Annotated in this window: 19 protein-coding genes; 16 read left to right on the top strand and 3 right to left on the bottom strand. The window is 55.8% G+C overall.

Annotated features, from left to right (window positions below; genetic code table 11):
• Window positions 1-66: 66 nt before the first annotated feature.
• From rpsA to ACLIBF_RS14255, 9 genes are all read left to right on the top strand, one after another.
• On the top strand, window positions 67-1,740 hold the full coding sequence (gene rpsA / locus ACLIBF_RS14295) for a 30S ribosomal protein S1 (protein WP_031376639.1): 1,674 nt from the start codon (window positions 67-69) through the stop codon (window positions 1,738-1,740).
• An 82-nt stretch (window positions 1,741-1,822) separates the two neighbouring features.
• Window positions 1,823-2,107, top strand: a complete 285-nt coding sequence (gene ihfB, locus ACLIBF_RS14290) for an integration host factor subunit beta (RefSeq protein WP_003849360.1) — start codon at window positions 1,823-1,825, stop codon at window positions 2,105-2,107.
• 214 nt (window positions 2,108-2,321) lie between these two features.
• Window positions 2,322-4,577, top strand: coding sequence for a DNA internalization-related competence protein ComEC/Rec2 (locus tag ACLIBF_RS14285; RefSeq protein WP_448310008.1), 2,256 nt, complete (start codon window positions 2,322-2,324; stop codon window positions 4,575-4,577).
• A 34-nt stretch (window positions 4,578-4,611) separates the two neighbouring features.
• Complete coding sequence (gene msbA, locus ACLIBF_RS14280; RefSeq protein ID WP_046288418.1) at window positions 4,612-6,360, top strand: lipid A ABC transporter ATP-binding protein/permease MsbA; 1,749 nt, start codon at window positions 4,612-4,614, stop codon at window positions 6,358-6,360.
• Window positions 6,357-7,352 carry a tetraacyldisaccharide 4'-kinase gene (gene lpxK / locus ACLIBF_RS14275; RefSeq protein WP_279809369.1) on the top strand — a complete coding sequence of 332 codons (996 nt, stop codon included), beginning with the start codon at window positions 6,357-6,359 and terminating at the stop codon, window positions 7,350-7,352. Before msbA ends, lpxK begins: the two co-directional genes overlap by 4 nt.
• A gap of 24 nt (window positions 7,353-7,376) precedes the next feature.
• The gene (locus ACLIBF_RS14270; protein ID WP_089561092.1) at window positions 7,377-8,609 is read left to right on the top strand and encodes a winged helix-turn-helix domain-containing protein; all 1,233 of its coding nucleotides are present in this window, start codon (window positions 7,377-7,379) and stop codon (window positions 8,607-8,609) included.
• A gap of 86 nt (window positions 8,610-8,695) precedes the next feature.
• Window positions 8,696-8,878: a Trm112 family protein gene (locus tag ACLIBF_RS14265; RefSeq protein WP_031376635.1), complete on the top strand. Its 183-nt coding sequence runs from the start codon at window positions 8,696-8,698 to the stop codon at window positions 8,876-8,878.
• On the top strand, window positions 8,875-9,624 hold the full coding sequence (gene kdsB, locus ACLIBF_RS14260) for a 3-deoxy-manno-octulosonate cytidylyltransferase (protein WP_031376634.1): 750 nt from the start codon (window positions 8,875-8,877) through the stop codon (window positions 9,622-9,624). Before ACLIBF_RS14265 ends, kdsB begins: the two co-directional genes overlap by 4 nt.
• 110 nt (window positions 9,625-9,734) lie before the next feature.
• Window positions 9,735-10,628 carry a YcbJ family phosphotransferase gene (locus ACLIBF_RS14255; RefSeq protein WP_031376633.1) on the top strand — a complete coding sequence of 298 codons (894 nt, stop codon included), beginning with the start codon at window positions 9,735-9,737 and terminating at the stop codon, window positions 10,626-10,628.
• Here ACLIBF_RS14255 and elyC read toward each other — a convergent pair.
• Window positions 10,608-11,393 (bottom strand): envelope biogenesis factor ElyC, encoded by a 786-nt coding sequence (gene elyC, locus ACLIBF_RS14250; protein WP_031376632.1) that lies wholly within the window; start codon window positions 11,391-11,393, stop codon window positions 10,608-10,610. The genes ACLIBF_RS14255 and elyC overlap by 21 nt on opposite strands.
• A 125-nt stretch (window positions 11,394-11,518) precedes the next feature.
• Here elyC and cmoM point away from each other — a divergent pair, with 125 nt between their 5' ends.
• The 7 genes from cmoM (at window position 11,519) to ACLIBF_RS14215 (ending at window position 22,181) form a co-directional block, all read left to right on the top strand.
• Window positions 11,519-12,304: a tRNA uridine 5-oxyacetic acid(34) methyltransferase CmoM gene (gene cmoM / locus ACLIBF_RS14245; RefSeq protein WP_031376631.1), complete on the top strand. Its 786-nt coding sequence runs from the start codon at window positions 11,519-11,521 to the stop codon at window positions 12,302-12,304.
• Window positions 12,301-13,623: a chromosome partition protein MukF gene (gene mukF / locus ACLIBF_RS14240; protein ID WP_046288417.1), complete on the top strand. Its 1,323-nt coding sequence runs from the start codon at window positions 12,301-12,303 to the stop codon at window positions 13,621-13,623. The genes cmoM and mukF overlap by 4 nt, the downstream gene beginning before the upstream one ends.
• Window positions 13,604-14,329, top strand: coding sequence for a chromosome partition protein MukE (mukE, locus tag ACLIBF_RS14235; RefSeq protein ID WP_031376629.1), 726 nt, complete (start codon window positions 13,604-13,606; stop codon window positions 14,327-14,329). Before mukF ends, mukE begins: the two co-directional genes overlap by 20 nt.
• Window positions 14,326-18,813 (top strand): chromosome partition protein MukB, encoded by a 4,488-nt coding sequence (gene mukB / locus ACLIBF_RS14230; RefSeq protein WP_448310007.1) that lies wholly within the window; start codon window positions 14,326-14,328, stop codon window positions 18,811-18,813. The genes mukE and mukB overlap by 4 nt, the downstream gene beginning before the upstream one ends.
• Before the next feature lie 150 nt (window positions 18,814-18,963).
• Window positions 18,964-20,778, top strand: coding sequence for a L,D-transpeptidase (gene ldtD / locus ACLIBF_RS14225; RefSeq protein ID WP_279809366.1), 1,815 nt, complete (start codon window positions 18,964-18,966; stop codon window positions 20,776-20,778).
• A 185-nt stretch (window positions 20,779-20,963) separates the two neighbouring features.
• Window positions 20,964-21,512: a YcbK family protein gene (locus tag ACLIBF_RS14220; RefSeq protein ID WP_069728110.1), complete on the top strand. Its 549-nt coding sequence runs from the start codon at window positions 20,964-20,966 to the stop codon at window positions 21,510-21,512.
• 39 nt (window positions 21,513-21,551) lie between these two features.
• Window positions 21,552-22,181 (top strand): MBL fold metallo-hydrolase, encoded by a 630-nt coding sequence (locus tag ACLIBF_RS14215; protein ID WP_069728111.1) that lies wholly within the window; start codon window positions 21,552-21,554, stop codon window positions 22,179-22,181.
• A 34-nt stretch (window positions 22,182-22,215) separates the two neighbouring features.
• Here the strand turns inward: ACLIBF_RS14215 and ACLIBF_RS14210 are convergent, their stop codons facing one another.
• Window positions 22,216-23,406: an amino acid aminotransferase gene (locus ACLIBF_RS14210; protein WP_031376624.1), complete on the bottom strand. Its 1,191-nt coding sequence runs from the start codon at window positions 23,404-23,406 to the stop codon at window positions 22,216-22,218.
• Between the two features lie 237 nt (window positions 23,407-23,643).
• Entirely contained in the window at window positions 23,644-24,810 is a 1,167-nt protein-coding gene (ompF, locus tag ACLIBF_RS14205; RefSeq protein WP_031376623.1) for a porin OmpF, read from the bottom strand.
• Window positions 24,811-24,991: the final 181 nt, after the last annotated feature.

Raw genomic sequence — 24,991 nt, 5'->3', positions numbered from 1 at the left:
TGAAACAACCCCATCCGACATGAAGTCAGATGGACGTTAAATTGAAGAATCCTGAAGATTATCAATATGACTGAATCTTTTGCTCAACTATTTGAAGAATCCTTAAAAACAATCGAAACCCGCCCGGGTTCTATCGTTCGTGGCATCGTCGTTTCTATCGACAAAGATGTCGTTCTGGTTGATGCGGGCCTGAAATCTGAATCTGCAATTCCTGCAGAGCAGTTCAAGAACGCAGCCGGCGAACTGGAAATCCAGGTTGGCGACGAAGTTGATGTTGCTCTGGATGCAGTGGAAGACGGCTTCGGTGAAACCCTGCTGTCCCGTGAGAAAGCTAAGCGCCATGAAGCCTGGATCACGCTGGAGAAAGCTTACGAAGACGCTGAAACTGTTACCGGTGTTATCAACGGCAAAGTTAAAGGTGGCTTCACAGTTGAGCTGAACGGTATCCGTGCGTTCCTGCCAGGTTCACTGGTCGATGTTCGTCCGGTGCGCGATACGCTGCACCTGGAAGGCAAAGAGCTTGAATTCAAAGTGATCAAGCTGGATCAGAAACGCAACAACGTCGTGGTTTCACGTCGTGCGGTTATCGAATCCGAAAACAGCGCAGAGCGCGATCAGCTGCTGGAAAACCTGCAGGAAGGCATGGAAGTCAAAGGTATCGTTAAGAACCTCACTGACTACGGTGCATTCGTGGATCTGGGTGGCGTTGACGGCCTGCTGCACATCACTGACATGGCCTGGAAACGCGTTAAGCATCCAAGCGAAATCGTCAATGTGGGCGACGAAATCACTGTTAAAGTGCTGAAGTTCGACCGCGAGCGTACCCGCGTATCCCTCGGCCTGAAACAGCTGGGCGAAGATCCATGGGTGGCTATCGCTAAGCGCTATCCGGAAGGCACTCGCCTGACCGGTCGTGTAACCAACCTGACTGATTACGGCTGCTTCGTGGAAATCGAAGAAGGCGTTGAAGGTCTGGTACACGTGTCTGAAATGGACTGGACCAACAAAAACATCCATCCGTCTAAAGTTGTTAACGTAGGCGACGTGGTTGAAGTTATGGTTCTGGACATTGACGAAGAGCGTCGTCGTATCTCCCTGGGTCTGAAGCAGTGTAAATCTAACCCATGGCAGCAGTTCGCTGAGACGCACAACAAAGGCGATCGTGTTGAAGGTAAAATCAAGTCAATCACTGACTTCGGTATCTTCATCGGCCTGGACGGCGGCATCGACGGTCTGGTTCACCTGTCTGACATCTCCTGGAACGCGACTGGCGAAGAAGCCGTTCGTGAGTACAAAAAAGGCGACGAAATCGCTGCCGTTGTACTGCAGGTCGATGCAGAGCGTGAGCGTATCTCTCTGGGCGTTAAGCAACTGGCAGAAGATCCGTTCAACAACTACATCACGCTGAACAAGAAAGGCGCTATCGTTAACGGCAAAGTAACTGCTGTTGATGCTAAAGGTGCTACAGTTGAATTAGCAGACGGCGTTGAGGGTTACCTGCGCGCTTCTGAAGCTTCACTGGACCGCATTGAAGATGCCACTCTGGTTCTGAGCGTTGGCGACGACGTTGAAGCTAAATTCACCGGCGTTGATCGTAAAAACCGTGTTGTTAGCCTGTCTGTCCGTGCGAAAGACCAGGCTGATGAGAAAGAAGCCATCAATACTGTTAACACCAAACAGGAAGAAGGTAACTTCTCTAACGCCATGGCTGAAGCGTTCAAAGCGGCTAAAGGCGAGTAATCGACCTGAAGCACCGGGTGGGCAACCACCCGGTTTCGGTAAAAGCTGTCATACATTCCCAGAGGGATAAACCGGAGGTTACATGACCAAGTCAGAACTGATCGAAAGACTGGCGGGACAGCATACTCATATACCGGCGAAAGTCGTTGAGGATGCAGTAAAAGAGATGCTTGAGCACATGGCCACTACGCTGGCACAGGGCGAACGCATCGAAATCCGGGGATTCGGCAGCTTTTCTTTGCACTATCGCGCTCCGCGTACTGGTCGTAACCCTAAAACGGGTGACAAAGTGGATCTGGAAGGTAAATACGTTCCCCACTTCAAGCCAGGCAAAGAACTGCGCGATCGCGCAAATATCTACGGCTAAGCCGATACCGAACCAGACAAACGACATCTCCGGATGTCGTTTTTTTTGCCTGCTATTTTTCAGCACTGACACCTGGAGCTGACATCCGGATTAGTGCAACCCACTCTGCAAGCCCTGCGGATTAATGCGATGCCGCTCGCTACTGCCTGATTACCTGCTTTCACCTCTTCGCCAACCGTTCAGAATAAACACATTCATCAGAATGGATGTGATTATGCTGACATGGATAGTTTTAGCCCGGCTGGCAGTTGTTGCTACGTTGCCTTTACTGTTTATCGCCCGACTTCCCTCTGGCGGTATCATTCTCGGCTTGCTATTAACCGGGATCATTTTACTGCACAGTCGCCCGCAAAGCCTGCGCATAACCGGGATCGCCCTGATGTTTCTGGCATGGGCAACTAATGATGCACGATTAATGGTCAGAGATATTGAACACCATGCCGAGCGGCCAGCGACTTACAGCATCCGTATTAGCGAACTGAGAAAGGAGAGAAAGCAAATCAGGGTTCGTCTGCTGAAAGAGGGCGAAAAGATGCTGTTTCCGCCGCGTTTTGCCTGGCTTTACTTTGATGCCGATCCTGAGCAGTACTGTCCCGGCCAGCGCTGGACCATGAAGCTGCGTTTACGCGCGGTTCATGCCCGACTGAATGAGGGGGGGTTTGATGCGCAGCGTTTTGCGCTGGCGAATAATACACCGCTTCAGGGACGCATTATTCATCAGGTAGCTGACAATCGGGCGTGTAACTGGCGCTGGCGATTTATCCTATGGCACCGCAGGCAGACCACCGCCTTACCGTCGCAGGCTACGTTAGAGGCCCTGGCTTTCGGCATCCGGGATGACCTGAGCCGTGAAACACGACAGCTGTTACGGGATACCGGTACCGCCCACCTGATGGCGATATCAGGCATGCACATTGCGCTGGCGGCCGGTTGCGGCTGGCTACTGGCGCGCGGGATGCAGTACAGGTTGCCGGCACGCTACATCAGCTATGGCTTCCCGCTGATGATAAGCTGGCTGTTCGCTGCGCTCTATAGCTGGCTGTCAGGCGCGCATCCTCCTGCCGAGCGTGCTTTGCTGGCGCTTACGCTCTGGGCTCTCACCCGTTTTGCCAGTGTGCAGCTGAATAGCTGGCAGGTCTGGACATATTGCGTGGCGCTGCTGTTGATTCTCGATCCGCTAACCGTGCTGTCGGAAAGCTTCTGGCTCTCAACGCTGGCCGTCGCCATGCTGTTAATCTGGTATCACTGGTTCCCGCTTCCGTGGCGATTTCATCATCAACGGCGCTGGTTGCCCGTGCAGTTGCTGCATCTTCAACTGGGAATGCTGATCCTGATGGCACCGCTGCAGGTGGGGATTTTTAACGGACTGAGTCTGACTGCGCTGGTGGCCAATGTGGTGGCCATTCCCGTAGTGTCGTTTATCACCGTGCCACTGATTCTTATCGCAATGCTGCTGCCTGTACCGGCGTTATCGCTGCTATTCTGGCAGGCTGCCGACCTGTCGTTACGGGCGTTACTACAGAGTCTGGCAGCATTGCCACCCGGCTGGTGGCCACTGCACAGCACTGCATTTTTCGCGGTGCTGGTATGGGGTGGGTTGATCGTATGGCGGACCCAGCTGTTCTTTTCTCTGCCTGTGAGCAGCAGCGCAATCGCGCTAGCGATGGTATTGAGTCGCCAGCCGCCGCAGGGGCAGGGATGGCGCATCGATATGCTGGATGTTGGCCACGGTTTAAGTATGGTGATCAGCCAGGGCGATGAGGCGGTACTGTATGATACCGGTCCGCGCTGGCAGACCGACAATGCTGGCAGCCGGGTGATTATTCCGTGGCTGGAGCGAAAACAGCTGCGGTTGCAACAGGTGATTCTCAGCCATAAACATCTCGACCATACTGGCGGCCTGGAATCGATAACAGCACGCTGGCCGGCGGTGAAAGTGCGCAGCGCGCTGGCAAACAACGCCCACTTACCCTGCGTACGCGGTACGCAATGGCGCTGGCAGCAACTCCACTTTGAAGTACTCTGGCCACTGTCGATACCAACGGTGGGCGACAACAACGATTCCTGTGTGATCATCGTTGATGACGGCCAGGTCAGAGTCATGTTAACCGGCGATATTGAGGCGCTGGCGGAACGTCAACTGGTTGCGCTGGAGAAACAACGTCTCAGGGTCGATATTCTGCAGGTGCCGCACCATGGCAGCCGCACCTCCTCAACCCGGCTGCTGTTGCGCAGTACGGCGGGAAAGACCGCTATAGCCTCGCTGGCACGCTACAATGCATGGCGGATGCCCGCCAAAAGCGTACTGGAGAATTATCAGCGGGCCAGCTTTAACTGGTTCGATACCGGGCAATCGGGTCAGATAAGCATCACTATTCAACAGGGTAAAATTGCGGTTTCTGGTCTGCGCGATCAATTAATGCCCCGTTGGTATCATCAGTGGTTTGGCGTCAAACGCGAATCCAGGTAGAATGGCCGGCTATTTCCAACAGCGTGAATAAATAATGCATCTAGATAAAGATCTCTCTACGTGGCAGACATTCCGCCGACTCTGGCCGATGATCGCGCCTAACAAGGCGGGATTAATTGTGGCCTCCATTGCCCTGATTATTAACGCTGCGGGCGACGCCTTAATGCTCTCCCTGTTGAAACCGTTACTGGATGATGGGTTTGGTAAAGCCGATAAATCGGTGATGCTGTGGATGCCGTTGGTGGTTATTGGCCTGATGCTGATCCGCGGCGTGACCAGTTATATCTCCAGTTACTGCATCTCCTGGGTTTCTGGCAACGTGGTCATGAATATCCGCCGTCGGCTATTCAGCCATATGATGGGCATGCCGGTATCATTCTTTGACCAGCAGTCAACCGGTACCCTGCTGTCACGCATCACCTATGATTCCGAACAGGTAGCTTCTTCCTCTTCTGGTGCGCTGGTGACGGTAGTGCGTGAAGGTGCGTCGATTATTGGCCTGTTCATCATGATGTTCTACTACAGCTGGCAGCTGTCGTTGATTCTGATTGTTCTGGCACCGATCGTTTCTTTTGCTATCCGCACCGTCTCTAAGCGTTTCCGTAATATCAGTAAAACCATGCAAAATACCATGGGGCAGGTGACCACCAGCGCTGAGCAGATGCTGAAGGGCCATAAAGAAGTGCTGATTTTTGGCGGTCAGGAGATTGAATCTGAGCGCTTTGCCCGGGTCAGTAATCGCATGCGTCAGCAGGGAATGAAGCTGGTTTCAGCCTCATCAATTTCCGATCCGGTGATTCAGCTGATCGCATCTCTGGCACTGGCTTTCGTGCTTTACGCCGCCAGCTTCCCCAGCGTAATGGATACCCTGACGGCCGGTACTATCACCGTGGTGTTCTCATCGATGATCGCGCTGATGCGTCCATTGAAATCACTGACTAACGTCAATGCTCAATTCCAGCGCGGTATGGCCGCCTGTCAGACGCTGTTCTCTATTCTGGACAGCAAGCAGGAAGTGGATAACGGCAGCCGTGAAATTACCCGTGCGAAGGGCGATATTGAGTTCCGCAACGTCACCTTTACCTATCCGGGGCGTGATGTGCCGGCGCTGCGCAATATCAATCTCTCTCTGCCGGCAGGCAAAACGGTTGCTCTGGTGGGTCGCTCCGGTTCCGGTAAGTCGACCATGGCCAGCTTGCTGACTCGCTTTTACGACATTCAGCAGGGAGAAATCCTGCTGGACGGTTACGATCTGCGCGAGTACACCTTACGTTCGCTGCGTAATCAGGTGGCGCTGGTGTCGCAGAATGTTCATCTGTTCAATGACACCATTGCCAATAACATCGCCTATGCCCGCAGCGAGCAGTACAGCCGCGCGGAGATCGAAAAGGCCGCAACCATGGCGCATGCCATGGACTTCATCAATAAGATGGATCAAGGGCTGGATACGGTGATCGGCGAAAACGGCGTGCTGCTGTCAGGCGGCCAGCGTCAGCGTATTGCGATTGCGCGTGCCCTGTTACGTGATTGTCCTATTTTGATCCTGGATGAAGCAACATCGGCACTGGATACGGAATCCGAGCGGGCCATTCAGTCAGCGCTGGACGAACTGCAGAAGAACCGTACCTCACTGGTGATTGCCCACCGACTCTCTACCATCGAAAAAGCGGATGAAATCGTGGTGATCGAAGATGGTCAGATTGTTGAGCGCGGAACGCATCAGGTGCTGTTAGCAGAGCGCGGAGCCTATGCACAGCTGCACAAGATGCAATTCGGCCAATGATTGAGCGTATCTGGAGTGGTCGTTCACCCTTATGGCTGCTGTTATGGCCACTGAGCCTGCTGTATGGGGCGATCACCACTCTGATTCGATTCAGTTATCAGCGCGGCTGGCGTAAAAGCTGGCGCGCACCGCTGCCGGTGGTGGTGGTGGGCAATCTGACGGCTGGCGGCAATGGCAAAACGCCGGTAGTCATCTGGCTGGTCGAAGCATTGCAACAGCGCGGTCTGCGTGCGGGCGTGGTGTCGCGTGGCTACGGCGGTAAAGCCGAGCAGTATCCGCTGCTGGTTACCGGGCAGACCTCCACCGAACAGGCTGGAGATGAGCCGGTACTGATCGCCCAGCGCACCGGTGCGCCGGTGGCCGTAGCGCCAAAGCGGCGGCTGGCGATTGAAGCGCTGCTGAAACAGGGGCCGTTAGATGTGATCATCACCGATGATGGCCTGCAGCACTATGCGCTCCAGCGCGACCGCGAAATTGTGGTGGTGGATGGGGTACGTCGTTTTGGCAATGGCTGGTGGCTACCGGCCGGGCCGATGCGGGAACGTGCCAGTCGGCTGAGTCAGGTGGATGCGATTGTGGTTAACGGCGGCGAAGCGCAGCACGGTGAGATAGCCATGCAGCTTCAGCCTGGGCTGGCGACGCATTTGCTGACCGGCGAAACCCGGCCGGTTGATCAGCTTGATCCGGTTATCGCCATGGCCGGTATCGGGCATCCGCCGCGCTTCTTTACCACACTGAAACAGCTGGGCATCATCCCGGTGGCAGAAGTCGCCTTTGCCGATCATCACGCTTACAGTCAGGATGAGCTGGCGCGTCTGACAACAGACGGACAGCCGCTGCTGATGACCGAAAAGGATGCGGTGAAATGCCGCCACTTTGCCCAGCCCAACTGGTGGTATCTGCCGGTTGATGCCCGTCTGCAGGGCACGGCAGTCACCCCATTGCTGGACGATATCGAACAGCTGTGCCGCAGCGGTCAGGCGCGCAACTAGTCACCAGACCGGATAAGGAAGAGAATGAACCCTCTGCATTCACTTTCATTACAGCAAACACGTCACCTTCATCTCGCCGCGCAGGGCCTGCTGCGTCCACCGCGCCAGCGCGCCCGCTATCAGGATCTGATTGACTGCATCTCCCGTATGTCGCTGCTGCAAATCGATACCATTAATGTTGTGGCCCGTAGCCCCTATCTGGTGCTGTTCAGTCGCCTCGGTGACTATCCTCCGGTGTGGCTGGAACAGGCGCTGGCGCAGGGCGAGGTGTTTGAATACTGGGCACACGAGGCCTGTTTTATTCCGCGAGCCGACTACAGATTGCTGCGTCATCGTATGCTGTCGCCGGAACGGCTGGGCTGGAAGTACAATGCGCAATGGGTCGCTGACCACCAGCAGGAAATCGCTGAATTACTGCAGCAAATCCGCGAAAACGGCCCGGTACGCGCAGCGGACTTTGCGCATGCCGCGAATCATAAGCCGGGATGGTGGGCGTGGAAACCGCACAAGCGGCATCTGGAAAATCTGTTCAGTGCCGGTGAGCTGATGGTCGCTGAACGCCGCAATTTTCAACGGGTATACGATTTGCGCAGCCGGGTGATGCCCGACTGGCAGGATGCTCTGCACAGCATCAGCGAAGCTGAGGCTACCCGTCTGATGTTACTTAACAGCGCCCGCAGTCTCGGCATTTTTCGCGGCAGCTGGCTGGCAGACTATTACCGCCTGAAACGGGTGCCGCTCAGCACCTTTCTGGCAGAAGCGCAGGAAGCGGGCGATCTGATTGCGGTGACGGCCGACGGGCTGGGCGACATGTGGCTGCATCGCGATTTGCTGCCGATGCTTGAGAACCCGCTGCAGGCGACACACAGTGCGCTTTTATCACCATTTGACCCGGTGGTCTGGGACCGCAAGCGTGCGCTGGAACTGTTCAGCTTTGATTACCGCATCGAGTGTTATACGCCAGCGGCTAAGCGCAAATTTGGTTATTTTGTCCTGCCGATGCTGCATCGTGGTGAGATAAAAGGCCGGCTGGATGCCCGTATGTTGCGTCAGTCAAAGCAGCTGGAGATTAAAAATATCTGGCTTGAGCCGCAGACGCGGGTCACGTTGCGATTTGTGCAGGATATCCGGCGGGCGATTGAGCGCTTTGCGGCATGGCAGGGGGCGGAAACCGTCTCGCTGCTGCAGGCACCGGCCTCGCTGCGACAGCACTGGCCGGCCCAGTGGTCGCTGAATCGCGAAGCGGGTAGCCCGTGATGTGCTGATACGTTTTACGCCCTCCCGCCCGGGCTGGGCTATGGTATGCTTTACCCCTTACGCATTCGGTCCCTGATGGAGGACATATGGATCATCGTTTACTCGAAATCGTTGCCTGCCCGGTGTGCAATGGCAAACTCTACTATAACAATGCGCAGCAGGAGCTGATCTGCAAACCGGACGGCCTGGCGTTTCCGGTGCGTGACGGCATTCCGGTGTTACTGGAAAATGAAGCCCGTACGCTCTCTGTTGAAGAGATTCATCCATGAGTTTTACCGCCATCATTCCTGCGCGTTATGCGTCAACCCGCTTACCGGGTAAGCCGCTGGTCGATATCCACGGCAAGCCAATGGTGGTACATGTGATGGAGCGCGCCCGTGAGTCGGGCGCCAGTCGGGTGATCGTCGCGACCGATCATCCGGCGGTGGCGCAGGCGGTTGAAGCTGCAGGCGGTGAAGTCTGCATGACGCGTGCCGATCATCAGTCCGGCACCGAGCGTCTGGCGGAAGTGATCGAAAAATATCAGTTCGCTGATGATGAGATCATCGTCAATGTGCAGGGTGACGAGCCGATGATTCCGGCGGAGATCGTGCGGCAGGTAGCGACCAATCTGGCCGGTTCTGCGGCAGGAATGGCGACGCTGGCGGTGCCAGTCACCGATGCAGAGGAAGCTTTTAATCCGAATGCGGTGAAAGTGGTGATGGACGTTAACGGCTACGCGCTCTATTTTTCACGGGCGACAATCCCGTGGGATCGTGAACGTTATGCCCGCTCACGCGAGCAGATTGGTGACACTCTGCTGCGTCATATTGGCATCTATGCCTACCGTGCCGGCTTTATTCGCCGCTACGTTGCCTGGGCGCCATGCCCGCTGGAACAGATCGAGCTGCTCGAGCAGTTGCGGGTGTTGTGGTACGGCGAAAAGATTCATGTTGCCGTGGCGCAAACCATCCCCAGCGTCGGAGTGGATACGCCAGAAGATCTGCAGCGCGTTCGCGCCGCCATGCAGGCCTGATCAAACGGGGAGACGCTCCCCGTTACTGCGCAATTTTATTGATCCGCCACTAAACTTCTTATCTGTAGTCCCTTCAGGATAGTGTGAAATTCATCTGAGGAGGATGCCGCATGGAACAGCTTAAATCTGAACTGGCGCTGGTACTCGGTGAGAACATCAGTCGTCTCGAAGTAATCAGCGAACATCCACCCACCCGACTTTATGCGCTGTACGATAGTGAAGGTCAGCCGATGCCGGTGATGGCGAAGTATTTCCGTCATCAGGGCCGTGCTGCGCTGGAAGCAAAAAAACTGGCGCTGCTGGGCCATGCCGGATTGATTGCGGTGCCAGCCGTATTTGGTCTGGTGATGAGCCAGCAACCGCCGGTGCATGAAATGCTGCTGCTGGCGCGGCTCAATGGCGTGCCGGCCGAAGCGCCAGCGCGTGATGCTCAACGCTGGCAACAGTTTTGCGAACAGGTAGTGGAAGGGCTACTTGCCTGGCACCGGCTCGACAGCCACGGTCTGGTGGGCACGGTAGACAGTACCCAGGAAAACCACTGGCCCGCCTGGTATGCGCAACGGGTAGAGGTGCTCTGGTCGACCTTAAGTTATCTGCGACCGCCTGCCTTTACGCTGGACGATCGTCAGATTTTGTTCCGCAGCCGGGCGCGGTTAGCGCATCTGTTTCGCGACTTTAACGATCCCTGCGTGCTGGTTCACGGTAACGTCAGGCTGCAAAGTATGCTGAAAAATCCCCGCAGCGATCAGCTGCTGGCGATGACGCAGCCGGGTACGATTCTCTGGGCACCGCGTGAATACGATCTGATTCAGCTTGATGAGTCACCCGCTGAGACCGCACTGCTGCACGCCTATCTGCAACGCGCGCCAGTTGCTGAAGGCTTTGTCTGGCGGCGCTGGCTCTATCAGTTGTGGGATTGTATCGATCGGCTGGTGCAGACCGGCGAATTTGACCGGCCACGTTTCGACCACGCGCGCGCACAGCTACTCCCCTGGCTCGGATGACCGCGTTTCCTCTCCCTTCAGCCGCTGCAGTACCGTACCCAGCGTTTCATAAACTGCCCGCTCGCTGTGACTCAGCCAGATTGATGATGGAATGGCGCGCTCCCAGCCATTGAGCGGCGAGGTTATCGCTAACTGGTTGGCCGGCGCGGCAATCGGGTTCAGTCCCACTGCATGGAAAAAGCGCATCGCCCGCGGCAGATGATTGGCTGAGCTGATCAGCAGGAACGGGCGTTGACCCACTTCGCTCTTTACCGCCTGAGCTTCATCAGCAGTATCCCGCGGCTGATCGAGAATCTGAATATGATCCGCTGGTACGCCCAGACTTTCAGCCACCTGCGCGGCCACCGAGGCACTGCTGCGCGGGTTAGTGCCGCCTGCGGCACCGGTAAAAATCAACGTGGCATGTGGATAGCGACGCCACTGACGTACTCCTTCCGCCACGCGCGGCAGGCTGTTATTGAGCAGGTTCGAACTGGGCGCCCAGTCAGGATTAAAGGTATAGCCGCCACCGAGTACCACGATGTAATCGACCGGCTGTGTGCCGTTCCAGGTCGGATAGCGGCTATCAAGTGGCAACAGCAGGCGGTCAGCCAGCGGCTGCAGGCTCAGCAGTAGCAAAAACAGCCAGCTGGCGGAGATTAAAATTTTGCCGCTTTTCTGCCAGTCGGTGAACCAAAGCAATAAAATACCGAGCGCCATCAGCAAAAGCAGAAACGGCAGGGGTAACAACAGCCCGCCGATCACTTTTTTCAGGGTAAAAAACATCTAAAAAGACTCCTGTTGTCCGAAAAAACAGCAGCCGGAAGGGAAGATGGGGATGAAAGGTTCATTCTTCTGGTGCCTGTGACAAAATAGCACAAGTCTCACCGCAGCATACCGGAGCGCATGCCATGCAGGATCGTAACTTTGACGATCTCGCGGATAAATTTTCGCAAAATATATACGGCACCACCAAAGGGCGAGTGCGCCAGGCGATCCTGTGGGATGAGCTGGAAACCATTCTGCCCGGACTGTCACCGCATCCGCTGTCGGTTCTCGATGCGGGCGGCGGGGTTGGCCAGGTCTCCAGCGGGCTGGCCGCGCGCGGTCACCAGGTTTTGCTGTGTGATCTCTCCGGTGAGATGTTGCGCCGGGCCGAGGAAAATGCCGCAGCGCAGGGTGTGAGCCACAACATGCAATTCAAACAAATTAGCGCACAGCAGGTGGGCGAACATTTGGATAAGCCGGTGGATCTGGTATTGTTTCACGCTGTGCTTGAATGGGTCGCGGAACCGGAAAAAGTGCTGAAGGCGTTGTTTGATCTGTTGCGTCCGGGCGGCGTGATGTCGCTGATGTTTTATAACCTGCACGGCCTGACGCTTCGCACCTTAACGCTCGGCAACTTCGGTTATCTGCGGACCAATCTGACCAAACGTAAAAAGCGTACGCTGTCGCCTGACTATCCGCGCGATCCCGATCAGGTCTACCGCTGGCTGGAAGCGTGCGGTTTCGTCATTGAGCAACGCGCCGGGATCCGGGTGTTCAGTGATTATATGAAGCCGCCGAAAGGCGAGCCTAAAAGCGACGAAGAAATTATTGAGATGGAGCGGCGTTACTGCCGTCAGGAACCCTTTTTGAGCTTAGGGCGCTATATCCATGTAACTGCGCGCAAACCCGGGCAGAAGGACGAATTATGAGTGAATTTTCCCAGACGGTACCTGAACTGGTATCCTGGGCGCGCAAGAATGACTTCTCTCTTGCGCTGCCAGTAGAACGTCTGGCCTTTTTGCTGGCTATCGCCACCCTCAACGGTGAGCGGATGGATGGCGAAATGAGTGAAGGCGATCTGATTGATGCTTTCCGTCACGTCAGTAAGGCTTTCGAACAAACCCATGAAACCGTGTTGGTTCGCGCCAACAACGCCATCAACGACATGGTGCGACAGCGCCTGCTTAACCGCTTTACCAGCGAACTGACCGAAGGCAATGCCATCTATCGTCTGACCCCGCTGGCGATCGGCATTACCGATTACTACATCCGTCAGCGTGAGTTTTCGACCTTACGCCTGTCGATGCAGCTCTCCATCGTAGCCAATGAGCTTAAGCGGGCAGCCGATGCTGCGCAGGAAAACGGGGATGAGTTTCACTGGCATCGCAATGTCTTCGCGCCGCTGAAATACTCGGTGGCTGAGATATTTGACAGCATCGACATGACCCAGCGTCTGATGGATGAACAGCAGCAGGCGGTGAAAAACGATATCGCTGAACTGCTGAATAAAGACTGGCGCGCGGCGATCTCCAGTTGTGAAATGCTGCTGTCGGAAACCTCCGGTACGCTGCGTGAACTGCAGGATACGCTGGAAGCGGCAGGCGACAAGCTGCAGGAGAACCTGCTGCGGATTCAGGATGCGACGCTGAACAGCCCGGATCTGGGCTTCGTCGATAAGCTGGTGTTTGACCTGCAAAGCAAACTTGACCGCATTACCAGTTGGGGCCAGCAGGCGATCGACCTGTGGATCGGCTACGACCGCCACGTACACAAATTTATTCGTACCGCCATCGACATGGACAAAAACCGCGTCTTTGCCCAGCGTCTGCGGGTTTCGGTGCAGAACTACTTCGATGCGCCGTGGGCGCTGACCTATGCCAACGCCGATCGCCTGTATGACATGCGCGATGAAGAGCTGACGCTGCGTAATGACGAAGTGATGGGCGAACTGCCGGCCGAGATGGAGTACGAAGAGTTCAACGAAATTCGCGAACAGCTGGCAGCGATGATTGAAGAGGCGCTGCAGATCTACAAAACGCAACAAAAACCGCTCAACCTCGCGTCAGTGATGCGTGACTACCTGGCTCAGTACCCCCGCGCCCGTCATTTTGACCTGGCGCGGATTGTGGTCGACCAGGCGGTACGCCTTGGCGTAGCGGAAGCTGATTTAGCCGGTTTGCCTGTGGAATGGCAAGCCATCAATGATTACGGAGCCAAGGTGCAGGCACATGTCATCGACAAATATTGAACAAGTGATGCCGGTTAAGCTGGCACAGGCACTGGCAAATCCGATCTTTCCCGCGCTCGACAGCCAGTTGCGCGCCGGACGACATATCGGTATTGAAGAGCTGGACAATCACGCTTTTCTGATGGATTACCAGGCATTTCTCGAAGAGTTTTACAGCCGCTACAACGTTGAATTGATTCGTGCGCCGGAAGGTTTTTTCTATCTTCGTCCGCGTTCAACCACGCTGATCCCGCGCTCGGTGCTGTCTGAGTTAGACATGATGGTCGGAAAAATTCTCTGCTATCTCTACCTCAGCCCGGAACGGCTGGCGAATGAAGGCATCTTCACCCAGCAGGAGCTGTATGACGAACTGCTGTCGCTGGCCGATGAGAGCAAGTTGCTGAAGCTGGTTAACCAGCGTTCAACCGGCTCGGATCTCGATCGCACCAAACTGCAGGAAAAAGTCCGCGCGTCGCTGAGCCGTCTGCGCCGCCTCGGTATGGTGTGGTTTTTCGGTAACGACAGCAGCAAATTCCGTATCACCGAATCGGTGTTCCGCTTTGGCGCTGATGTGCGTAGCGGTGATGATGCCCGCGAAGCGCAACTGCGGCTGATCCGTGATGGCGAGGCGATGCTGCTGGAGAATGCCACGGCTGCGGTTGACGCCGATGAAGGCGAGGAACAGGAAAGCGATGCGAGTGAGAACGCAGAGGAACAACAGGCATGATTGAGCGCGGAAAATTTCGGTCGCTTACGCTGATCAACTGGAACGGCTTCTTTGCCCGCACGTTTGATCTCGATGAATTAGTCACCACCCTGTCAGGCGGTAACGGTGCGGGGAAATCCACCACCATGGCCGCGTTTGTTACCGCGCTGATCCCCGATTTGACGCTGTTGCACTTCCGGAACACCACCGAAGCGGGAGCGACCTCCGGTTCACGCGATAAGGGCCTGCACGGTAAACTGCGCGCCGGCGTCTGCTACTCAATGCTCGACGTGGTGAACTCCCGCCATCAGCGGGTGGTGGTGGGCGTCCGTCTGCAGCAAATCGCGGGTCGGGATAAAAAGGTCGACATCAAGCCGTTCAGTATTCATGGCCTGCCGACCGACACCAACCCGACGGATATGCTGACGGAGATCCTTAACAGCCGTCAGGCGCGCGTACTGCCGCTTAACGAAGTTAAAGAACGCGTTGAGGCGCAGGAAGGCGTTCAGTTCCGCGCCTACAGCTCGATTACCGATTATCACGCCATGCTGTTTGATCTGGGTGTGGTGCCGCGTCGTCTGCGTTCTGCCAGCGATCGCAGTAAGTTTTACCGCCTGATTGAAGCCTCGCTTTACGGCGGTATCTCCAGCGCGATTACCCGCTCACTGCGTGATTACCTGCTGCCGGAAAACAGCGGCGTGCGTAAAGCCTTCCAGGACATGGAAGCGGCGCTGCGCGAGAACCGCATGACGCTGGAAGCGATTCGCGTTACTCAGTCGGACCGCGATCTGTTTAAGCATCTGATTTCGGAAGCAACCAGCTACGTCTCTGCCGACTATATGCGTCACGCTAACGAGCGCCGGGTGCACCTCGACAGTGCATTACAGCTGCGTAATGAGCTGTTCAGCAGCCGCAGCCAGCTCGCCTCTGAACAGTATCGTCACGTCGAAATGGCGCGCGAACTGGCCGAGCACAGCGGGGCGGAAAACGACCTCGAAGTGGATTATCAGGCGGCCAGCGATCACCTGAATCTGGTGCAGACCGCGATGCGCCAGCAGGAAAAGATTGAGCGCTACGACGCCGATATCGAAGACCTGACGCTGCGGCTGGAAGAGCAGAGCGAAGTGGTGGCGGAAGCCCGCGAGATTCAGGAAGAGAATGAAGCGCGGGCCGAAGCGGCCGAACTGGAAGTGGATGAGCTGAAAAGCCAGCTGGCCGACTTCCAGCAGGCGCTTGACGTTCAGCAAACCCGCGCCATTCAGTATCAGCAGGCGCTGCAGGCGCTGGAACGCGCCCGTTCACTCTGTCAGTTGCCTGATTTAACCATCGACAACGCCGCAGAATGGCAGGCCAGCTTCCAGGCCAAAGAGGAGGAGGCGACCGAGCGGTTACTGAACCTCGAGCAAAAGCTGAGCGTGGCCGAGGCGGCGCACAGCCAGTTTGAACAGGCGCTGGCGCTGGTGACCAGCATTGCCGGTGATGTTACCCGTCAGGATGCGTGGCAGACCGGCCGGGCATTGCTGCGCGACGCCAGCAATCAGCGGCATCACGCTGAGCAGCTCTCTTCGCTGCGTCTGCGGCTCAACGAGCTGGAACAGCGTCTGCGCGAGCAGCATGAGGCTGAGCGCTTGCTGGCGGAGTTCTGTAAGCGCCAGGGACAGCACTATGAAGCCGATGCGCTGGAAGGTTTGCAGCGCGAACTTGAAGCACAGATTGAGCAGCTGAACAGCAGCGTCGCGGACGCGGGTGAGCAGCGCATGATGATGCGCCAGGAGCTGGAACAGCTGCGCGAACGGATCGCCACGCTAACGGCCCGGGCACCGCACTGGCTGGCGGCGCAGGAAATCCTGACGCAGCTTAGTGAGCAGACCGGGCAGGCGCTGACCAGCAGTCAGGACGTGACCGAATATATGCAGCAGCTGCTGGAGCGGGAACGTGAAACCACCGTTGAACGTGACGAAGTGGCGGCGCGTAAACGCGATATCGAGCAGCAGATTGAACGTCTCAGCCAGCCTGGCGGTGCCGAAGATGCGCGCCTGAACCAACTGGCCGAACGCTTCGGCGGCGTCTTGCTGTCCGAAATTTATGATGATGTCACGCTGGATGACGCGCCTTACTTCTCGGCGTTGTACGGTCCGTCGCGTCACGCGATTGTGGTACCCGATCTGTCGCTGGTGCGCGAGCAGCTCGACGGACTGGAAGAGTGCCCGGAAGATCTCTACCTGATCGAGGGCGATCCGCAATCTTTCGATGACAGCGTATTCAGCGTCGATGAGCTGCAGAATGCGGTGGTGGTAAAAGTCGCGGAGCGTCAGTGGCGCTATTCGCGTTTCCCGAAAATACCGCTGTTTGGTCGTGCCGCACGTGAGAATCAGCTTGAACTGCTGCACAGCGAACGCGATCGTCTGGCTGAGCGCTATGCCACGTTGTCATTCGACGTACAGAAAACCCAGCGTCTGCATCAGTCCTTCAGCCGGTTTATCGGTAGTCATCTCGCGGTGGCGTTTGATGCCGATCCGGAAGCCCAGATTCGTCAGTTGGGCGCGCGCCGCGGCGAGCTGGAGCGGGCGCTTAATCAGCACGAGAGCAATAATCAGCAGCAGCGTCAGCAATATGAACTGGCGAAAGAGGGCGTAGCGCAGCTCAACCGGCTGCTGCCGCGCGTCAATCTGCTGCTGGATGAGACGCTGGCCGATCGCTGCGAAGAGATCCGCGAGCAGGTTGAGGAAGCGCAGGATGCAGCGCGCTTCCTGCATCAGCATGGCGCGAAACTGGCGAAACTCGAACCGATTATCGCCGTACTGCAGAGCGATCCGGAACAGCATGAACAGCTGCAGGCCGATTATCAGCAGGCGCAGCAACAGCAGCGCAACGCCCGCCAGCAGGCTTTTGCCCTGACGGAAGTGGTGCAGCGTCGTGCGCACTTTGGCTATGACGATTCGTCGAGCATGCTTAACGGCAACAACGATCTCAGCGACAAACTGCGTCAGCGGCTGGAGCAGGCGGAGGCGGAGCGGAGTCGCAGCCGTGAACGTCTGCGCGAGCATCAGGCGCAGCTGACACAATACGCCCAGGTGCTGGCCTCGCTGAAAAGTGCCTACGACGCCAAACGCGACATGCTGAAAGAGTTGCAGCAGGAGATGCAGGATATCGGCGTTCACGCTGATGCCAACGCCGAAGCACGGGCGCGGGTGCGTCGTGATGAACTCTATACGGCGCTGAGCCATAACCGTGCGCGGCGTAATCAGCTGGAGAAACAGCTGACCTTCTGTGAAGCGGAAATGGAAAACCTGCAGAAGCGACTGCGCCAGCTGGAACGTAACTATCATCAGGTGCGCGAACAGGTGGTCAGCGCCAAGGCGGGCTGGTGTACGGTGCTGCGGCTGGTGAAAGAGAATGGTGTCGAACGTCGCCTGCATCGTCGTGAACTGGCTTACCTGAGCGGCGACGAGCTGCGTTCTATGTCGGATAAGGCATTGGGTGCGCTGCGTCTGGCGGTAGCCGACAACGAACATCTGCGTGACGTGCTGCGTCTGTCGGAAGATTCGAAACGTCCGGAACGGAAGATTCAGTTCTTTATTGCGGTTTACCAGCATCTGCGCGAGCGTATTCGTCAGGATATTATTCGCACCGACGATCCGGTCGAAGCGATTGAGCAGATGGAAATTGAGCTGAATCGCCTGACGGAAGAGCTGACCGCGCGTGAGCAGACGCTGGCTATCAGTTCGCGCAGTGCCGCTAACATTATCCGCAAAACCATTCAGCGTGAGCAGAACCGTATCCGCCAGCTGAACCAGGGCCTGCAAACCGTGAGCTTTGGTCAGGTGCGCAGCGTGCGACTCAACGTCAACGTGCGGGAGACGCATGCGATGCTGCTGGATACGCTGTCGGAAGAGCATGAGCAGCACCAGGATCTGTTTAACAGCAATCGTCTGACCTTCTCAGAGGCGCTGGCGAAGCTTTATCAGCGCCTCAATCCGCACATCGATATGGGACAGCGCACGCCGCAGACCATTGGTGAGGAGCTGCTGGACTACCGCAATTATCTTGAGATGGAAGTCGAAGTTAACCGTGGATCAGACGGCTGGCTGCGTGCAGAAAGTGGCGCACTGTCAACCGGTGAAGCGATCGGTACCGGGATGTCGATTCTGGTGATGGTGGTACAGAGCTGGGAAGAGGAGTCGCGCCGCCTGCGCGGTAAAGACATTTCCCCCTGCCGGTTACTGTTCCTTGATGAAGCGGCGCGTCTCGATGCGCGCTCCATCGCCACGCTGTTTGAGCTGTGTGAACGACTGGAAATGCAGCTGGTGATCGCCGCGCCGGAAAATATCAGTCCGGAGAAAGGCACCACTTACAAGCTGGTGCGTAAGGTGTTTAACAACACTGAGCATGTGCATGTGGTTGGCCTGCGCGGTTTCGCTGCCGATCCTTCACCGACCCGACGTCAGGATGAGAGCGATTCTCTGCCCGATTTAGCCGGTGAAAAATCGCAGGCTGAAACGTAGTCAAAAACAGAACCATTGGTTAATCTGGTAACGGCATTTGTCGCGTGAGGCAAATGCCGTTTTTGTTTGTATACTCAACATTATGAGTAAGCAGCCCGGTCGCAGTAGTTTCAGGGAACGCTGCGCAGTTGAACAGATAAGGGGGCAGGGATGTTGCTGGCAAATACGTTTAAACATCATCGTGTTGTTTCATTGTTAGCGCTGGCGCTAACCGTGGTTCCATTTACACTGCCACAGGCCGCGGTGATTGCCGCTATGCCGGGGATCACGCAGGGGGCGACGTCAGTCACCGATAGTCAGCAACGTATCCGGCAGGCCTTCTCCAGCGCCGATCAACCATTCTATCTGCCTTCACTGGCCACGCTGTATGCGTCACGTCATATGCAACCGATCTGGCAGGACCGCCAGGCGGTGCAAAAATTTCAGCAGCAGCTGGCGGAAGCCGCGCTTTCTGGCGTGCAGCCACAGTTTACCCGCTGGGTTGAACGTCTGACCGATCCGGCGATTTCCGGCTTTGCTCGTGACGTCACGCTGTCTGATGCGATGCTCGGCTATCTGCAGTTTGTCTCCAGCGTGCCTACCCAGGGTGAAACCTGGCTCTACAGCAACGTGCCGTATAAGCTGGCGCAGCCGTCGGTGTCAGTGGTGAATCAGTGGCAGAACGCCGTCAATGCTGGTTCAGACAGCGCATTTATTACCTCACTGGAACCGCAGCACCCGCAATATCGCCCGATGCACGCTGCGCTCAAAACATTGCTCAGCGACAAACGCCCATGGCCGCAGCTGAAGGGGAGCGAAACCCTGCGTCCGGGACAGGTGAGTGATGATGTGCCAGCGTTACGTGAAATCCTGCAGCGTAGCGGGATGCTGACCGCTCAGACCACTGCGCCGGCACCGGATGAGGACGCGGTTCCGGTTTCAACAGTACCGGTCAGCCACAGCGATCAGCCGGTGGTGGTCAGTCCGTCGGCTACGCCGGTCACCGATCTGCCTGTTTCATCGCCGCAGTCGCCGGGTAACGTGCAAAGCCTGACGCTGGATGCGAATAATAGCGCGAATGTTTACGACAATACGCTGGTGGCAGCGGTGAAGCGTTTTCAGCAGTGGCAGGGGCTGGACGGTGACGGCGCTATCGGCGCCAGAACGCGTCAGTGGCTTAACGTATCACCGCAGATGCGCGCCTCACTGCTGGCGCTGAATATCCAGCGACTGCGCCTGCTGCCGGATGATATGCACAACGGCATCATGGTGAACATCGCCAACTACTCACTGATTTATTACAACAACGGCAACAAGATTTTGTCATCACGGGTGATTGTCGGGCGTCCCGACCGTAAAACGCCGCTGATGCGCAGCGCACTCAACAACGTGGTGCTGAATCCACCGTGGAACGTGCCGACCACGCTGGTGCGCAAAGATATTATTCCGAAGGTCAAACAGGATCCTGGCTACCTCTACAAACATGGCTATACCCTGCTGTCAGGCTGGAGTGAGGATGCCGAGGTGATTGACCCCAGCATGATTGACTGGAGCATGGTGTCCGCTTCCTCGTTCCCGTATCGCCTGCGTCAGGCCCCAGGTCAGATGAACGCGCTGGGACGCTACAAATTCAACATGCCGAGTTCGGATGCTATCTATCTGCATGACACGCCGAATCATAACCTGTTCCAGCGCGATATCCGTGCGCTTAGCTCAGGCTGTGTGCGGGTGAACAAGGCCTCTGAACTGGCCGGACTGTTGCTACAGGATGCAGGCTGGAATGATTCCCGTATCTCCAGCACGCTGAAAGAGGGCGATACCCGCTATGTGCCGATTCGCCATCGTATTCCGGTCAACCTCTATTATCTGACCGCCTGGGTCGCTGACGACGGCAAACCGCAGTTCCGAACAGATATTTACAATTATGATGACACGGCACGTTCAGGCAGCCAGGCGTTAAAGCGGGCTGAGCAATTGCTGCTCTAGTGATTGATTTTCAATCGTTAGCCGTCTGCCGCCGTAAGCAAAATTCTTCATTAAAAGGCGATCCCGCCCGGGATCGCCGCACAAAGCCACCCGGGATGGGTTGACGCCTCTGTGAGAGAAAGTTATGGTTCGGCCTGTGCGCTTTTTGCACATTTCTATGGCTTCACTCTCAGGTAATACGGTTAATGTCTACTATTGATTCTTTTCGTCGCAAACTACTGCTTTGCGGAAGTGCTGCCGCCGGACTGGCATTATTGCCAGCTTCTGCAAGGGCTTCACTTTCAACTTCTCGCCCGCGGGTATTAACACTTAACAACCTTCACACGGGTGAAACCCTTAAAACTGAATTTTTTAATGGTAAGAGTTACGACAGGGATGAGTTATCACGTTTAAATCATTTTTTCCGTGACTATCGCGCCAATAAAGTGAAAAGCATCGACCCCCATCTGTTCGACCAGATTTTCCGTCTGCAGGCGCTGCTGGAAACCCGTAAGCCAGTACAATTGGTTTCCGGTTATCGCTCACTGGCTACTAATAATATGTTGCGTGAAAGCGGGCCTGGCGTGGCGAAACACAGCTACCACACCAAAGGTCAGGCGATGGATTTTCACATTGAAGGCGTGACCTTAGCCAATGTACGCAAAGCGGCGTTATCTCTGCGCGCGGGTGGTGTAGGATATTATCCTCGCAGCAACTTTGTGCACATTGATACCGGGCCGATCAGGCACTGGTAACGACGCCGGCAACGCTGCGTGAGCCGGTCATGGAGCGTTATGAATTACCATATTATTCCTGTTACAGCCTTTGCTCAGAATTGCTCGGTTATCTGGTGCGATACCACCGGGGAGTCGGCGCTGGTCGATCCGGGCGGTGATGCCGAACGTATCAAACAAACGCTGGAACAACACAAACTGAAACCCGCGCAGATTCTGCTCACCCATGGACATCTCGATCATGTCGGTGCAGCGGTCGAACTCGCGGCGTTTTATCAGGTGCCCATCGTCGGACCGCAGAAACGCGATGCCTTCTGGCTGGAAGCGCTTCCGACGCAGAGCCGAATGTTCGGGCTGGAAGAGTGTGCGCCTTTCACGCCGGATCGCTGGCTGGAAGAGGGTGACAGCGTACAGGTAGGGTTAGTCTCGCTGGAAGTATTGCACTGTCCGGGCCATTCGCCCGGTCATGTGGTGTTCTTTGATCGTCTGGGACGCTTACTGATCTCAGGTGATGTGATTTTCAACGGCGGTGTTGGTCGCACTGATTTCCCGCAGGGCGATCATCAGCAGCTAATTGATGCCATCCGGACAAAATTACTGCCGCTGGGCGATGATGTGACTTTCGTGCCGGGACACGGTCCGATTTCAACGCTGGGGCGTGAACGGATCAGCAATCCTTTTCTGCAATAAAAAATGGGCCGGCTGGCCCATTTTTTCATCACGATTACAGCACCGCGACAATCGCCTCACACAGCGCCGACATATTGTCTGGCGTCATGCCCGCAACGTTTACCCGTCCTGAATTAACCGCATAGACCGCAAACTCTTCGCGCAGACGAATTACCTGATCTTTAGTCAGGCCGCTAAATGAGAACATCCCGTTCTGCCGGATGATGAAGCTGAAGTCACGCTGCGCACCTTTCTCTGCCAGGGTATTGACGAACAGCTGGCGCATACGCTGGATACGCTGGCGCATGTCTGACAGCTCCTGCTCCCAGATGGTACGCAGTGCATCATTACCGAGGATGGTGGCAACCACGGCCGCACCGTGAGCTGGCGGATTGGAATAGTTGGCGCGGATAGTGTATTTCACCTGACTGAAGGCAGTATCGGCCACGTTGGCATCAGCGGCCACCAGCGTAATGGCCCCGACGCGCTCGTTATACAAACCAAAGTTCTTAGAATAAGAGCTGGCGACAATCAGTTCCTGATGCGACGCGGCAAAAATACGCAGTCCTTCAGCATCTTCCTCAAGGCCACGGGCGAAGCCCTGATAGGCAAAGTCAAACAACGGTAACCAGCCGCCAGCCTGCGACAGCTGCGCCAGTTGCTGCCACTGTTCGGCCGTTGGATCGATACCGGTTGGATTATGGCAGCAGCCGTGGAACAGCACCACGTCGCCCGCCTGTACCTGTTTCAGCGACGCCAGCAGGCCTTCAAAATCGAGCGTGTGATTTTCCGCATCGTAATACTGGTATTCACACACCTCAAGACCGGCAGCATTGAACACATTTTTGTGGTTCGGCCAGCTGGGATTGCTGACCCATACCCGTTTCACGCTGGTCTGAGTGGCAAGGAAATCCGCCGCAACGCGCAGCGCACCAGTACCGCCCGGGGTTTGTGCTGTCCGCGCACGACCGGCGGTAATCAGCGTGCTCTGGTTGCCAAACAACAGCGCCTGGGTACAGCGTGCAAAATCAGCCAGACCATCAATGCTGAGATAGTTTTTGGTGGTTTCGTTTTCCAGCAGGTACTGTTCGGCTTTCTTAACGCTGGTCAGCACCGGGGTCTTGCCGGTTTCGTCTTTATAGACGCCGATACCCAGGTTAATTTTGTTAGGGCGGTCGTCAGCGCGAAACAGATCGGCCAGCCCAAGAATGGGATCGGCGGGTGCAGCAGAGATCGATTCAAACATGAGTCAGGTCCAGTAGCGGGAACGTTAGCAAAATGAGTTCTCAGGTTAGCGTCAGGCCAGGCAAAAGCCAACCGTTTGCGAGACTTATTGATACATTTTGCGGGCCTGCTTCCGCTCTGACCGCAGTCAGTGGAGCACCAATGAGGAAAGGAGCGGAAGAAAGAGGTTATCACCGGATAACAGACATAAAAAAACGGGGCCGATGGCCCCGTCTTTAAACATCTTCTGACAGCGAGATTAGAACTGGTAAACCAGGCCAACCGCTACAGTATCATCAGTGTTCAGACCCAGACGGTTGTCGTCATCCAGCTGGTTGATCTGATAGTCCACATAGGTAGACATGTTTTTGTTGAAGTAGTAGGTTGCGCCGATATCAATGTATTTGATCAGGTCAGCATCGCCCACGCCTTCGATATCTTTGCCTTTAGACTGAACGTAGGCGATAGATGGACGCAGACCGAAGTCGAACTGATACTGTGCAACCAGTTCAATGTTCTGTGCTTTGTTGGCAAAGCCCGCTACAGAGAATTTGTCTCCGTTTGCCAGCGTACCGGTAGCGGTAACTGGGGTTGAGTTACGCGTTTCACCGTACATTGCAGCCAGGTAAACATTGTTTGCATCATACTTGATAGCGGTTGCCCAGTTCTCAGCACGTTTGCCCGCGCCCTGACCTGTGGTAGTGGTGACGCCATCGCCGCCAGCAGCAGGAGTAATAGTGGTACGTGCGCCAGCAGCCTGGTCGTTAGTACGATCGCTGCTGCTATAGGCACCCACGATACCCAGACCAATTGGTGAGGTATAAGAGGTTGATAAGCCCCAGCCGTCGCCGTTAGCACGACGCAGGTCGCTACGCTCGTTTTTGCCCTGGTACTGAGCGGCAAAGTCCCAGCCATCTACCAGGCCAAAGAAGTTGGTGTTGCGGTAGGTCAACAGGCCGGTGCTACGACCGTTCATGAAGTTATCTGAGTAGCCTGAGTCGCCACCGAATTCTGGCAGCATATCGGTCCAGCCGATTGCATCGTAAACCACACCGTAGTTACGGCCGTAGTCGATTGAGCCAGCATCACCGAATTTCAGACCAGCAAAGCCCAGACGGGTTTTGTTGCCATTCTGTGCGTCAGAACCTTCAGAGTTGTTGGCCTGAACGTTGTATTCCCACTGGCCGTAACCGGTCAGCTGGTCGTTAATCTGAGTTTCACCCTTGAAGCCGAAGCGAACGTAAGATTTGTCGCCATTGTTGCCATCGTTATCGGCAGCATCGTTATCAGAGAAGTAGTGCAGGCCAACGGCTTTACCGTACAGGTCCAGTTTGTTGCCGTCTTTATTATAAATTTCGGCTGCGTTTGCTGCGCCTGCGGCTAACAGAGCAGGGATAACCACTGCAAGAATATTGCGCTTCATCATTATTCATTACCCTCGTTGGAGTTATTTGTACACCTGCCACTGCCGTCAAGAAACCTTTACGGGAACCTTGAAAGAAGTTTGGTGTCTTCCTGTGTCTGCACGCATCTTTCCATCCCCCCAGCCTTAATTCTACCTCGAAAATGCTACGAAACTCGTAATCTGGTTTCAAAAGGAAAATATG

The sequence above is a fragment of the Pantoea sp. PGP6 genome (genome assembly GCF_053474785.1).
Note: the sequence above shows the minus strand (reverse complement) of the source record. Positions and strands in the feature narration are given on the sequence as shown.

What these genes read in the sequence shown, in the direction of transcription:
- rpsA (WP_031376639.1), top strand. Translation starts at nt 67, where the DNA reads ATGACTGAATCTTTTGCTCAACTATTTGAAGAATCCTTAAAAACAATC.
- ihfB (WP_003849360.1), top strand. Translation starts at nt 1,823, where the DNA reads ATGACCAAGTCAGAACTGATCGAAAGACTGGCGGGACAGCATACTCAT.
- ACLIBF_RS14285 (WP_448310008.1), top strand. Translation starts at nt 2,322, where the DNA reads ATGCTGACATGGATAGTTTTAGCCCGGCTGGCAGTTGTTGCTACGTTG.
- msbA (WP_046288418.1), top strand. Translation starts at nt 4,612, where the DNA reads ATGCATCTAGATAAAGATCTCTCTACGTGGCAGACATTCCGCCGACTC.
- lpxK (WP_279809369.1), top strand. Translation starts at nt 6,357, where the DNA reads ATGATTGAGCGTATCTGGAGTGGTCGTTCACCCTTATGGCTGCTGTTA.
- ACLIBF_RS14270 (WP_089561092.1), top strand. Translation starts at nt 7,377, where the DNA reads ATGAACCCTCTGCATTCACTTTCATTACAGCAAACACGTCACCTTCAT.
- ACLIBF_RS14265 (WP_031376635.1), top strand. Translation starts at nt 8,696, where the DNA reads ATGGATCATCGTTTACTCGAAATCGTTGCCTGCCCGGTGTGCAATGGC.
- kdsB (WP_031376634.1), top strand. Translation starts at nt 8,875, where the DNA reads ATGAGTTTTACCGCCATCATTCCTGCGCGTTATGCGTCAACCCGCTTA.
- ACLIBF_RS14255 (WP_031376633.1), top strand. Translation starts at nt 9,735, where the DNA reads ATGGAACAGCTTAAATCTGAACTGGCGCTGGTACTCGGTGAGAACATC.
- elyC (WP_031376632.1), bottom strand. Translation starts at nt 11,393, where the DNA reads ATGTTTTTTACCCTGAAAAAAGTGATCGGCGGGCTGTTGTTACCCCTG.
- cmoM (WP_031376631.1), top strand. Translation starts at nt 11,519, where the DNA reads ATGCAGGATCGTAACTTTGACGATCTCGCGGATAAATTTTCGCAAAAT.
- mukF (WP_046288417.1), top strand. Translation starts at nt 12,301, where the DNA reads ATGAGTGAATTTTCCCAGACGGTACCTGAACTGGTATCCTGGGCGCGC.
- mukE (WP_031376629.1), top strand. Translation starts at nt 13,604, where the DNA reads ATGTCATCGACAAATATTGAACAAGTGATGCCGGTTAAGCTGGCACAG.
- mukB (WP_448310007.1), top strand. Translation starts at nt 14,326, where the DNA reads ATGATTGAGCGCGGAAAATTTCGGTCGCTTACGCTGATCAACTGGAAC.
- ldtD (WP_279809366.1), top strand. Translation starts at nt 18,964, where the DNA reads ATGTTGCTGGCAAATACGTTTAAACATCATCGTGTTGTTTCATTGTTA.
- ACLIBF_RS14220 (WP_069728110.1), top strand. Translation starts at nt 20,964, where the DNA reads ATGTCTACTATTGATTCTTTTCGTCGCAAACTACTGCTTTGCGGAAGT.
- ACLIBF_RS14215 (WP_069728111.1), top strand. Translation starts at nt 21,552, where the DNA reads ATGAATTACCATATTATTCCTGTTACAGCCTTTGCTCAGAATTGCTCG.
- ACLIBF_RS14210 (WP_031376624.1), bottom strand. Translation starts at nt 23,406, where the DNA reads ATGTTTGAATCGATCTCTGCTGCACCCGCCGATCCCATTCTTGGGCTG.
- ompF (WP_031376623.1), bottom strand. Translation starts at nt 24,810, where the DNA reads ATGATGAAGCGCAATATTCTTGCAGTGGTTATCCCTGCTCTGTTAGCC.